Consider the following 12,015-nt stretch of genomic DNA (forward strand, 5'->3'; position numbering starts at 1 on the left):
TTTTTGATATGCGATTGAGATGTTATAGTGTGAACTTGATCCCTGTCATTTCCTCAGTAATCGTCCAGAGCTTTTTCGCGCTGGCTTCATCCAGCGAATAAGGGTTTACGCCTTTGGAGTTGGTAATGTCCGTACTCAGGACTGCGATGTCTGCATCCTCACAATATACACCACCAATGTTGTCTAGTAAGGCGGAAGTGGCACACCAGACCGTGGTGGCAGCACCTTGCGGAATTGTCTTTAGTGCGGCGGCAACTTCGGGCAGCAAATGGCCGCCTGCATCCACGAAACCCATTTTCTGAAACAGCTCTAACGGCGCTTCCCGTCCCAGTTCCGTTCCGCCAATAGAACCGGGGTGCACCGAATAAACCCTCACCTTACTGCTGCGGGCCTGGTTGTCCAATTCCATTGAAAAAAGATTGACAGCGGTTTTGGACTGGCCATAGCCCAGTAATGTTTCGTATTCCCTACGCAGGAAATTAGGGTCTTCGAAGCTAACCGGAGCAAAATGGTGCCCATGAGAAGACACATTGATCACCCTGGCTCCATTGGCTTTTTTAAGTGCAGGCCACAACCTTGCGGCAAGTTGAAACTGTGCCAGGTAATTGGTAGCCAGCTGCGATTCGATGCCGCGCTCGTCCCGGCGGAGCGGCACCCACATAATGCCTGCGTTATTGATGAGTAAATGCAGCGGTCTGCCCGATGCCAAAAAGCTGTTGGCAAATGCATCAATGGATGCAGGATTCATTAAATCCATCGGCAATATTTCCACGTTGTGAATACCCCGCAGATTTTTCTCGGCCTTTTCTATATCCCTTGCAGGCACTACGACCGTTGCACCCGCTGCTGCCAGTACTTTCGTTGTTTCCAGGCCAATGCCTGTATTGCCGCCGGTTACAATAGCGATTTTTCCTGTAAGGTCAATGCCGTTGATTACATCGCTAGCCGTTGATTTTGCGTTGAAGCCGGAGCCTGCTGGTTGCTGTAAAGCTCCCTGATAATTGTTCTGTTCCATTTTTTTAATTGTTTTGTTGGAACAAAGGTAGCAGGGCTCAAAACGAATGACTTTGTTTAAAAGGCCTAAGTTGGTTTGTTCAAAAGGCCAGTTCTATTGCCAACCATTCATACATTAGCAGGTAGATCAAGAACATTCTATGTAGCGAGAAACCGGTTCAGGAGGTTAAATAACCGTTCGCCGGAGCTGGAGATTGCTGTTTGCCAGTGCTTTCCTGGCAGCGACAGGTCTGATTAAGAAATTATAGTCGACCTGAATATGTTTATGCATGATCCGACTTGCGTGGTGAGCGGCAAGATCATTATAAGTAAAGGAAGTGTCACCTTAATTTGTCAGCAAAGAATTTGGTTACTTATTGTCTGATGATAAAACGGCTTGCCTTATAATCACATCGCGCAGACGGTCTTCGTGCTCATCGCCCCACTGACCTAATGTGGCAATCACCGGGATTACAGTTTTACCAAAATCGGTAAGGCTGTATTCTACTTTCGGCGGTACAACCGGGTAAATTATTTTTGTAACCAGTTCGTGTTCTTCCAGTTCTTTTAACTGAATATTCAAAACCCTGCGTGAAGCGTCAGGTATTTTGCGCTGCAATTCGCTTGGGCGCTTATGACCGGTATGGATAAACCAAAGCAAACGGATTTTCCATTTGCCGTAAAGCACTTCACCGATCAGGTCAAGTCCGCAATTCAGGTTTGGTGTTGTCTTTCTCTCATACATATTTCAAAGTTAAGCGTATGTATTAGTTAGTGCAATAGGGGATTAATTTATCCCTATATGAATCGTAATTCCGTACTTGTCTGAATTTTATTTACACACCAATTTTGTCCTATCATTCATTTTTAAGCAAAGGACAATACAATGGATCAGTTTAATTTCAACAATGAATTATCAGGTAAAATTGCCCTGGTGACCGGGGGTACAAAAGGAGCCGGAAGAGCAATTGCAGAAAGGCTTTTGCAAGCTGGTGCAACTGTAATTATTACCGCAAGGAACGCGCCGGAAGAGGCAAACGAAAAGTTGCATTTTATTTCAGCTGATTTAAGTGTGGCGGAGGGATCACAAAAGGTTGTAAGCGAGGTGCTATCCGCTTATGGAAGGCTGGATATTCTCATAAATAATCTTGGAGGTTCATCAACACCCGCAGGTGGATTTTCTGTATTGAGTGATGAAGATTGGGTATTAACGCTGCAAGCTAATTTGCTCGCTCCGGTTCGGTTGGACAGAGGATTTTTACCACAAATGATCGATCGAAAAAGTGGTGTGATCATTCACATCGCTTCTATCCAGGGCAAACTGCCTCTCTATGAATCCACCTTGCCTTACGCAGCTGCAAAAGCAGCACTGAGAAACTACAGCAAAAGCTTATCAAATGAAGTGACGCCAAAAGGTGTTCGTGTGCTGGCTGTTTCGCCAGGCTGGATTAATACCACAGCATCCGAGGCATGGCTGGGCGAAATTGCAAGAAACGCGAACAGTACAGTGGAAGAAGCGCTGCAAAGTGTAATGGATGCATTGGGTGGAATACCGTTCGGAAGACCTGCCCAACCAGAAGAAGTTGCAGAATTTGTCGGCTTTTTGGTTTCGCCAAGAGCAAGCTATCTGACAGGGACAGAATATGTCATTGACGGCGGAACTGTACCCACTATTTAATCACTTAAAAACAAAAAAATGAACTTACCGAAAGTAGTAGCCGAATTAGTCGCAACGCAAAACAGCTTTGATAGTGTTGCCTATGCAAATTGTTTTTCCGAAGCTGCCGTAGTTTGATGAAGGGCAAACGCACAACGGAAGAAAAGAAATAGAGCGTTGGATAGCGGATTCTAACGAGCGGTACAAGGCGACAATAAAGCCTGTCGGCTTTGAAGAAAAAGAGACGGAAAGCCTTCCAATGGCAGAAACTTCGGGAAATTTTGAAGGAAGCCCTATTGTATTAACCTATCATTTAAAGATAGCTGATGGACTGATACAGTCACTGAAAGTTACCGGATAATTGGGAATGGCTAATTTTAGCCGTTCCCTTTTCAGCGCATAACAACAAGAAAAGTAGGTAAAGGGAGTCACATTATGCAGCCATGGAAACCATACAATCCGAAAAGAAAAAGGCTTCGCACAAAAAGATCACGACAACAATCCTATCGCTCAAACTTTCAGGCAAGCTCCACAGCCAGTAAATCGGATAGTTCTCACAGAAACCTCCTATGTAGGCATTAAGCCACAATCGATTTCCCGAATCCGGAAAAGGATAGCTAATCCGCATTAATTAACCTGGGTGAACGGACAGCAGATTCCGGCAACCGACATTTGCTTAACAAAACAATTAAGCAAATGAAAACACCATCCATCTATTTCTGGGGGCCACCTTCCGCCTCTTACTGGCTTGCTGCTCTGGTAGCATGCGGGGTTATTTTCCTTGGTATCAGGTTTATACTGGCACCGGACACGGGTGCTGAAGGATTCGAAATTCCTTTCGCGCGCGCAAATGAAGCCTTGGCATATAGCCGGATCAAAGGTATCAGGGACATATTTCCGGGTTTAGTGGTGCTTATATGCCTTATCCGCAGGCAGCCGCGCGCTACTGCTTCTGCATTCGGCAAAGCTACTGTTATCCGAGTATCCGATTGTTTTACTGTGCTTGCCGTCAATGGTGCGTAAGACCTCAGGCATAAATTCATCCACGGCCTAAGGGTAGTATAAATGATTCTCACCATATTATTATTCAAAGAAAAATCAAAAAACCAAAATCATGAACAACGCATTGATTCATCTGTTAAACGGCACGTCCATAGTCGCTACTGCCGTTGTATTCGGAACCGACGTGTTCTTTGCTTTGGTTGGCAAAAAAGCTGCTGCAAAAAGCAAGGACCCTTCCCTTGCCGATCTGATGGGCCATTTCCATGAAGTAGCCGACGCCCGGATGCCGGTAATCGGTATTACAGCCATTGTCACTACACTCTTACAGGTTATATTGCATGACATATATACGCTGAACGGGCAATTAGCAGCTGTATCATTTACAGCCCTACTGGTTCATCTGGGTATTTACTTTGCCGTTTCCAAACCAATCAATAACATTATGGTGCAAGGTGTAAGGTTTGGCAGGATAATAGCTAACATCAGACAGCTGCAGCAACGTTGGGACAAAGTGATCAATCTGCGTGCTGCTCTACTGCTTGTTGCGATTACGGCCCTGATAATGATCAACTATCTTTAGTTAATGCAACCATGAAGGTTTCGAATTGCCCCTTTAAAATAATCAGCTTATTGCCGGCAGATGATTCGCAGTCTGGAAACATATTTTATTCCGCTTCTTAGTTAAGGCAACTGTAAAAGATGTTATGATCCTGTGTATCGACAGGTAGCAAATAAGAGAAATGTATCAGATTTTGAACTGTTTATTAAAAGAGTTGGCAAAATTCACAATTCGCTCATCAAACATTTGTTGGCCGGCTTTTATTTTGGGATGCAGTTGTAAAATTTACAGACTAGAGAAAACAATAAATACATAGAGAATGGCAGAAATTTCTGATCATAACTGCTTTTCTTTTCTCATCATGCTCAGATAAGCCGGCGTGATGCCAAGGTAGGTAGCAACGTGTTTTTGTGCGATGCGGCTTTCCAGTCCCGGGTAAAGTTTTCTGAACTCGAGGTAGCGTTCCTGTGCCGTTTTGGATAGATTGGATGAGATGCGCTTCTGGTACAGGTCAAAGCCGTTTTGTGTGAGGATACGGAAGAAACGTTCGAATTTTGGTATTTCAAGAAACAGTTCTTCCAGTCGGGATAATGACATATAGTATACCTCGCTGTCTTCAAGTGCCTGTATGGTATTAACGGCCGGCTTCTCTTTGAAGAAACTCACGATATCACAGGCCCACCAGTTTTCGGGATAAAAGCAGATGTTGTGCTCCATGCCTTCCTTGTCGGTATTATACATGCGCAGGCATCCCCGGTTTACAAAATATATATACCGGTCAACTTTTCCGGCTTGCACCAGGAAAGTGCGTTTGTCCACCATTTTCTGCTGTAATAACGCAAGCACTTTCTGCTGTTCACCAGAAGAAAGCGCTATGTGCATGGCAAAATTTGACAGGATCAATCGGTTCATAGGCCAAGATAAGCATTATAGCTCAAACGGCGTGGTCATATACAAATGCAGGTCAGCTGTTGCTGCCAGTCGGTGCGGATCGGCAATCTCGCGGTAGGCATCGCTTTCCGCAATTGTTTTAAATGCCTTGGCGCTAGGGTATTCAACCAGTAAGATGGCATCCCAGGCTTCGTTTTCCGGCGCAATTACGTTTGCTACCACATTGCATACCAGTCTGGCTTTTACGTCCGTAATGCCTAGCTTTTCTGTAACCTGGCGAAACGCCGGGAGATATGTTTCGAAATAATATTCCCGGTCTTTAAATTTCAACATGTTGAGCATCAGTACAGGACCTTCTACTTCTTCAAATTCAGGTAATTTCATAATATTAGTTTTATAGTGATTAAAAAAAGCCAACAATGCCTGTAATGCGGTGATCGCTGTCAAGCTCAAAATAGTCCATACCTATAACCGGGTAACCCTGTGGACCAATGGCCAGCCAGCGTAAACAACCGTTGCTACGATTCGTTTCCGGCTGGCTAAGCTCCGCAAAGGATCGCGGCCCCTTCTTCTCATACGAGCTGATGATCAGGTCAGTATGGCATCCTGCCCTGTGATCGTACCGGTCAGGCGGTCTATATAGGTAGCTTCCGGCGCCCGGCAGCGGCTGATGTTTTCTTTGATCACTTCGCGTTCCGTTTCTTCCAGGCATTTGTGTAAGAGAGGATCGATTCTTCAATATTTTTTATCTTTTGCATATAGCAAAGATCGCCGGCGCGCGCCGCAAAAAAGTTCAACTAGTTGATGATTTTAAATAGCATTCGTAGCAGCCCGCACAAATCCATCAACTTTTATAACCATGATTTTTTGAATTCACAGCAGAAGACCAGCAATGATCAACCCCGCTTTGCTGGCAGGGACCATACAATTACCAGACAGTTTCATTGGCCTTTCAAGAAGACTTTTTAAAGTATCAGTCCATTCGTAATAGCTGTTCTAGATTTTATTTCGTTTGCCAAGGCAAAAAAGCAACCACACTACCAAGCGTTACGCGCAGACAGGCAAAAACCGCATCAGAGAGCATATTGCGCTCATCATGGCAAAACTCTGTTTTCCAAGGATGGCAAACGCAAAATGCCGCATGGTAATAAGATAAGAATGAGTCCAAAAAAGGGCTTGTTGTACTGCGCTCAATACACTTTCATATTGATTAAAGGAAATCCCGATATTCTTATTTGCTTGTGAGTCATCGCGCGTATGACCATCACGCATACTGTAAAATATGAAATAGCTCTCTGCTTCGCTCTGAGATTTATTTCGGTTGTTGTTATTCTCTTTTCTGGCGATCCTTTTCAAATTCAACAATCCTAGATCATCATTAATACTTCTAAAGATATTCGTTTTCGAGTCCGAGTAAGCTTAGCGGAGCCCTACCTTAAGCGGAAGATTTCAGTTGGATCAATCCAAAAGGGTGATACAATTGTACTAAAGAATTCGGTTCGCTTGACCACCCAGTGCTGTGGCAAAATCATTACCGTCTTCGTCTCCTGGTCTTGTCACTAACTTCCAGTGATCAAAGGGGATATCCTGGTCAATTTTGTCTGAAACAGTATCATCAGTTTAATCTGAATTGCAGGAGTCAATGATTCCGAATTCTAGATCTTTCTGAAAGATGCAACCAAAATACCCACAAAAGCGTCATATACGAAAACTGTATCCATGCCACAAAAATCTACTTCTTCACTACGTAATAAAATCTTAAAGACTGTGCTTGCCATACTGGCTGTTTTCATCGGGCTTTATCCCCTATTCTATTTTTTACAGGATAACTTTGGGCTATTGGGCAGTAAAAACAGTGCATTATTAACAAGCATGCTATGGAGCTCGTCTTTCTACACGCATATTACTGCCGGCGGGCTGGCCCTGCTGTTCGGCTGGGTTCAGTTTAATCAAAGGATCAGAATAGCTAACCCTGCCATGCACCGTAACCTTGGAAAGCTGTACCTGTTCCTTGCTCTTTGCAGTTCAGTTTCCGGTTCGTATCTGGCCCTTCATGCAGAAGGCGGCGTAATCGCTGTTACGGGATTTCTTTGCCTTGCCATTGTTTGGTTTACCAGCACAATAATCGGATACACCAGTATTGTAAATGGCCGGGTTATCCGGCACCAACGGTTCATGGTTTACAGCTACGCAGCATGTTTTGCTGCCGTAACACTGCGTATCTGGCTGCCCTTGCTGATTTTCATTTATGGTGATTTTATCAAAGCCTATGTTGTGGTGGCATGGCTGTGCTGGATCCCCAATATTTTGGTTGCGTATATGTTAACCCGAAATATGAAGAATTCTGGGAACGAGTTTGTATAAGGAAATTTTGCACACAGGACTTTTTTTATAAATCCTACGATGTTACAGCGGCTGTTCTGTTAATTTAGTTTGTGCATTGTCGTAACGCAAAAGCCCTTTCCAGCTACCCGTGAGCGGATAACGCTGTCCGGTAGTTTTATTTTGTAAAACAGCGCTAAAAGAACAGGTCATATAAAAGGCCTGAATACTGTAATTGACAACAATCCTGGATCGTGGGGGAACGTTGACCGCCATGTTCTCCGTACTGCTTGATACTAAATTGTAAGGTTTCTGGTTCACCTGCTGGTTTAACGGAAATTTTTCAGGAAACAGATCAAAATAACTACCCGAATCCCAGTTTTGAGGAACACTTACAGACAAGTCATCCAGTTTTACATCTTTGGGTAGGGCATCCGGGTTTGTTAGCTGGAAACGTGATGTTTTGTTTAGGTCATTAAGATCTCCCGTAAACTTCTGCACATTTAAAACACTGCCGGGATTATAAAAAGTGGTGTCTTTTAACACGACTTTTGCTGTGTCAATCTTATCGTTCTTATCCATAAAATAGGAAATGTCCTGAATAACATATTCTGCCGGAGGCATTTCTTCCGGTTCCACCTTTACAGACTTGAAGCAAGAAGAAAAAAGCATTGGGAAGAATAGACCCATGATTAGTATTCTGTTGAAAAAACTGTCAACGTACTTGTTTATCATGCTCATGTGTATTAAAGGTTTAGTAATCATTTGGTGACATACAAAAGTAGAGAACTTACTTAATAAAACTATGCTGTTCAGTTTTTAAGATTGTACAGATAAATGCTAAAAGTTGTAAGAAAAGTCAAACAAACAGGTGATTAGTTATTTTTTACGGTATGCTGCTTTTTATTAAATCCAGGGTAAACTTTAAAGCGTCCGGGTATTCTACGGGATGATCCGGAATCACCCCCCTGAAATCAGTCTCTTTAGCGCCCATGTTATAATATAAATTGTGCGATATGGTCAGTTCCATGTTGGTCGCCGGTAGATGCGTGGTGATGATATCTCCGAAGCTTACAATCAATCCGCCTGTCTCCTGCCCGACTACTTTCCCAAGTTTGTAATGATGAATCGCCTGGGTAAAATCAGCAGCGGATGAAAAAGTAAAAGGGCTCGTGAGTACATATAGCTGGCCATCAAACCGGTTGGCAAGTTCTTTCCTTTTGATAAGTGGATATTCTTCCACTTCGATACTGCCATTTTCTTTACTGATCATTTTACTATAAGCACTGCTGTTGCGATCTGTATTTGCGTTGTTTTTATACCTCTCTTTTTGCAGACGGCTATACTTGGTAACCACTTTGGTATATTGATTGAAGTCAGATCGGACAAAATATTGTAAAAATTCATCGCCGATTTCCGAGTCTCCCCCCAGGTTGGACCTTAAATCAATGATAAGTTTATCAACTTTTTGTTCTTTAAGTAAAGAAAATGTCGAATCTGCAAAAAGTAGAAAAGAGGGCTTGTCTTCAAAACTTCGGAAGTCGATAATGGCGGTATTCAGACTATCTAAAAGTTTCAAAATATAAGGTGCCTGACTAGGTGCTGGTTTATTTTCCTTTGGCTTGCGCGCGTTAAACGCTTTGTCCCTAATACCAGCCAGTTTAATTTTCTTTATTCCCTGTCCGGAAGCATATGTAATCGTGTAGCTGCTATCGATGTTGTACAATTGTTTTAAATGGAACTGAAGAAATGAGCTCCCAAAGGCAAGACGAAATTCCTGGCTTTCTCCACAAGTCATGTTGATGATATCATCTGCAATTTTTTTAGATGAGATGTTATTGATTGACAAGATCTCTGCATTTACCGGTATGGGAATATCCAGATCAGGCAGTATAGGCCCCTGGAAAGAAATAAAAGGCTTTTTAACTGAGAATTTCAGCCTGACCGGTATGCGGAACGGGTTGGGATACAGATTATAGAATTCGGATAAGGGCATTGCCAGGTCCGTATGCCCGTCTTGCAGCTTGACAAGTACAGGTTCTATGAGCTGGTAAAAAGATAAAATGGATAAAGGCTTGGTGATCTGCCCTTTGACATCAGCGATGGCTATGTAAAACGAATCTTTGGGATAGCGGTAATAGGGATCTGGGTGTGTATCCTCTATAAATTTAACCAGAGAATCAATATCGCCTTTCAGCTTTTGAGGGTCATATTTTTTTTGAAGATTCTGCCCCTGGGCCATACTAATGTTTGTAGCCACGACCAAGAAAAACATAATCTGTAAAAGCAATCTTAAACTTGTAATCCCGACGCTGCTCTTCATTCTGCGGTAATTTAATGTCATGGCTAATCATATCTTCTGAAGAATCCCAACCTAAGCATTGGGGTTTCAATATGAAGAGGATGCAATTTTTACCGAAACGTTGCATGAGAAGCGATTTTTACCGATATATTCTCCCAAAGGAACCCTTTGATTGTGGCGCGAATTATTTCTACCAACTGCTACATCGAGACAGGCAAATGAATGATCAGCACCCCACGCATGATCCCAAACAGCAATCTCAAAAACATCTACCCGCAAAACCGTCCGAATTTTTTAAACCATCCCCCACTGACCAAAGTCCAAAAATCACTGTACTAAGAAGGCTAAGAAAAATTATGTCTGCTGCCTGCTATTCATTTCATTGACCGCATGACTGTAAATGATCTTTCCATCGTTACAGACCACCAGTATCCGCCCCCCTCCCATCTCTGCGGCATGGGCATCAAGCCAATGTTTGATCTACCAAGTTGACGAATGGGCACAAAGGAGCAATTCCTATACTAGGCTTGACCATAAATGGACTGTATTCGTTCATGTCTAAGAAACAACTAATCAACTATTTAGCCTGTTTAATGCGGACCTAAATGACATGATCTTAATTTCTGAATTGAGGTGGTCAATTGTTTGGCTTCATTCTGCTTAAAGGTTTGGTTCCACTCTTTTTCCGTTGGACCTGACCGCTAACCATACAGGCCAGAAGGTATTTCGCATTAGACAGGACAAAATTTGATATTTATCTGCCTGAACGGTTCACAAAACAGATCAAAAGGATCTACGTACTATTTATGCTATTGATTCTAGCACTCACCATTTATTACTTGCTTCCGATGAAAACTCCCTTTTTAGAAAAATAAAAACTGGCTGCTGTGATTTTTCCGGTCATGCTGCGAATAATTGTATAAGACAAACGGCTTAGTAGTCAGCCTGTGATCATCATGACTAGCTATTCTTGTCTTATTCAGGATTATATCCTTCTTTACCTTTGAACTGCGAAACTAAATTACGATGAATGAAGATTGGCAAAGAAAACACTTCCAGGAAATTATGGAGCAACATAGAGGAATCGTGTTTAAAGTTGTGCGCGTTTACTGTCATAATGAATTTGACCGGCAAGATCTGTTTCAGGAGATAATGATACAAGTATGGCAATCATTGCACCGATACGACAATCAATACAAAATCTCTACCTGGCTGTACCGTATTGCGTTGAATGTAGCCATTTCCTTTTATCGGAGAAATGCAGTCCGAAGGGCTAAACATATCCAGTTGAATGAAGAGGCCGCTCAAATCGTAGTACCTGGCAATACTTCTCAAGAGCAGCAATTAAGCCAACTGGAAGAGTTTATCAGTGAATTACAGGAAATAGACAAAGCTTTGATGCTGCTTTATCTTGAAGAAAAATCCCATGCAGAAATTGCAGAAATCGTGGGTGTGTCCGTAAGTAATGTGGGAACAAAAATCAGCCGCATAAAAGATAAATTAAAACACCGTTTAACAGAAAAAATGCAATCACTATGAACGATCAGGAAATAAAAAATCTCTGGATATTATCAAACGAAAAGCTAGAATTGCAGTTTGAGGAAAACAGACGGAATATGCAGGAAATATCAAATTTAAAAGTGCACTATTTTGTTTCATCGATCAAGCCCATTAAAATATTTGCTGCTTTGGCAGGGATTATATGGGTGGGATTCGGTGTATTTATTTTAGGAAATATTTATCTGTATTCATTCGCTCAGGCCAACAAGTTTTTCCTGTTTTCTGCAACCATTCAGGTAGGACTTACAGCTATTGCTTTATGGGTTTATGTATATCAGCTGATACTTATATACCAAATGGATATTAGCAGAAGCATCATAGAAACACAAGCGGATGTAGCGCGACTACAATCTTCTACGATTTGGGTTACGCGCATATTATTTCTGCAGCTACCCGTGTGGACTACATTCTGGTGGAGTACAGAAATGTTTTATCAGTGGCAATTTTTTCAATTAGTCCTGATCTTGACTATTGCAATATTTTTTACCTGTCTGGGCATCTGGTTTTTTGTCAATATCCGGTATGAGAACAAGGATAAGAACTGGTTCAGACTTCTTTTTTCCGGAAACGAATGGACACCTATTGTATCTGCAATGGAGTTAATGGACCACGTCAGTGAATATAAATCACCAGTCAAAGAACGATCGCAGCATACGCAGTCCTAGGTTTCACTCTTTCTTTGACTGTAAAATCAATCACTCCAATGTCTTGCATACAGTCAGTCTGCCA

At 42.4% G+C, this 12,015-nt stretch carries 14 protein-coding genes; 6 read left to right on the top strand and 8 right to left on the bottom strand.

The window, feature by feature from the left end; translation table 11 throughout:
• Positions 1 to 22: 22 nt before the first annotated feature.
• Positions 23 to 1,015 (bottom strand): SDR family NAD(P)-dependent oxidoreductase, encoded by a 993-nt coding sequence (locus IEE83_RS17490; protein ID WP_194121819.1) that lies wholly within the window; start codon positions 1,013 to 1,015, stop codon positions 23 to 25.
• Between the two features lie 348 nt (positions 1,016 to 1,363).
• Positions 1,364 to 1,738: a winged helix-turn-helix transcriptional regulator gene (locus IEE83_RS17495; protein ID WP_194121820.1), complete on the bottom strand. Its 375-nt coding sequence runs from the start codon at positions 1,736 to 1,738 to the stop codon at positions 1,364 to 1,366.
• A 141-nt stretch (positions 1,739 to 1,879) separates the two neighbouring features.
• Here IEE83_RS17495 and IEE83_RS17500 point away from each other — a divergent pair, with 141 nt between their 5' ends.
• The 3 genes from IEE83_RS17500 (at position 1,880) to IEE83_RS17515 (ending at position 4,232) form a co-directional block, all read left to right on the top strand.
• Positions 1,880 to 2,671 (top strand): SDR family oxidoreductase, encoded by a 792-nt coding sequence (locus IEE83_RS17500; protein WP_194121821.1) that lies wholly within the window; start codon positions 1,880 to 1,882, stop codon positions 2,669 to 2,671.
• A 675-nt stretch (positions 2,672 to 3,346) separates the two neighbouring features.
• Positions 3,347 to 3,673: a DUF4267 domain-containing protein gene (locus IEE83_RS17510; RefSeq protein ID WP_194121822.1), complete on the top strand. Its 327-nt coding sequence runs from the start codon at positions 3,347 to 3,349 to the stop codon at positions 3,671 to 3,673.
• Between the two features lie 91 nt (positions 3,674 to 3,764).
• Positions 3,765 to 4,232, top strand: coding sequence for a DUF1772 domain-containing protein (locus IEE83_RS17515; protein WP_194121823.1), 468 nt, complete (start codon positions 3,765 to 3,767; stop codon positions 4,230 to 4,232).
• 315 nt (positions 4,233 to 4,547) lie between these two features.
• On the opposite strand, the gene IEE83_RS17520 is transcribed toward IEE83_RS17515, so the two are convergent.
• From IEE83_RS17520 to IEE83_RS17535, 4 genes are all read right to left on the bottom strand, one after another.
• Entirely contained in the window at positions 4,548 to 5,123 is a 576-nt protein-coding gene (locus tag IEE83_RS17520) for a Crp/Fnr family transcriptional regulator (protein ID WP_194121824.1), read from the bottom strand.
• A gap of 15 nt (positions 5,124 to 5,138) precedes the next feature.
• Positions 5,139 to 5,486 (bottom strand): DUF1330 domain-containing protein, encoded by a 348-nt coding sequence (locus IEE83_RS17525; RefSeq protein ID WP_194121825.1) that lies wholly within the window; start codon positions 5,484 to 5,486, stop codon positions 5,139 to 5,141.
• A 19-nt stretch (positions 5,487 to 5,505) separates the two neighbouring features.
• Positions 5,506 to 5,841, bottom strand: a complete 336-nt coding sequence (locus IEE83_RS17530) for a hypothetical protein (RefSeq protein WP_194121826.1) — start codon at positions 5,839 to 5,841, stop codon at positions 5,506 to 5,508.
• A 308-nt stretch (positions 5,842 to 6,149) separates the two neighbouring features.
• Positions 6,150 to 6,458 carry a hypothetical protein gene (locus IEE83_RS17535; protein WP_194121827.1) on the bottom strand — a complete coding sequence of 103 codons (309 nt, stop codon included), beginning with the start codon at positions 6,456 to 6,458 and terminating at the stop codon, positions 6,150 to 6,152.
• Positions 6,459 to 6,821: 363 nt separating this feature from the next.
• Here IEE83_RS17535 and IEE83_RS17540 point away from each other — a divergent pair, with 363 nt between their 5' ends.
• Positions 6,822 to 7,466: a DUF2306 domain-containing protein gene (locus IEE83_RS17540; RefSeq protein ID WP_194121828.1), complete on the top strand. Its 645-nt coding sequence runs from the start codon at positions 6,822 to 6,824 to the stop codon at positions 7,464 to 7,466.
• Between the two features lie 42 nt (positions 7,467 to 7,508).
• Here IEE83_RS17540 and IEE83_RS17545 read toward each other — a convergent pair whose 3' ends face one another.
• Together IEE83_RS17545 and IEE83_RS17550 are read right to left on the bottom strand one after the other, a co-directional pair.
• Complete coding sequence (locus tag IEE83_RS17545) at positions 7,509 to 8,165, bottom strand: hypothetical protein (protein WP_194121829.1); 657 nt, start codon at positions 8,163 to 8,165, stop codon at positions 7,509 to 7,511.
• Between the two features lie 145 nt (positions 8,166 to 8,310).
• On the bottom strand, positions 8,311 to 9,768 hold the full coding sequence (locus tag IEE83_RS17550; protein WP_194121830.1) for a S41 family peptidase: 1,458 nt from the start codon (positions 9,766 to 9,768) through the stop codon (positions 8,311 to 8,313).
• A gap of 984 nt (positions 9,769 to 10,752) precedes the next feature.
• On the opposite strand from IEE83_RS17550, the gene IEE83_RS17555 reads away from it, so the two are divergent.
• Together IEE83_RS17555 and IEE83_RS17560 are read left to right on the top strand one after the other, a co-directional pair.
• Positions 10,753 to 11,265, top strand: a complete 513-nt coding sequence (locus IEE83_RS17555; protein ID WP_194121831.1) for an RNA polymerase sigma factor — start codon at positions 10,753 to 10,755, stop codon at positions 11,263 to 11,265.
• Positions 11,262 to 11,951, top strand: coding sequence for a hypothetical protein (locus IEE83_RS17560; RefSeq protein WP_194121832.1), 690 nt, complete (start codon positions 11,262 to 11,264; stop codon positions 11,949 to 11,951). Before IEE83_RS17555 ends, IEE83_RS17560 begins: the two co-directional genes overlap by 4 nt.
• Positions 11,952 to 12,015 lie beyond the last annotated feature (64 nt).

This window comes from Dyadobacter subterraneus, from assembly GCF_015221875.1.
Classification (GTDB): Bacteria; Bacteroidota; Bacteroidia; order Cytophagales; family Spirosomataceae; genus Dyadobacter; species Dyadobacter subterraneus.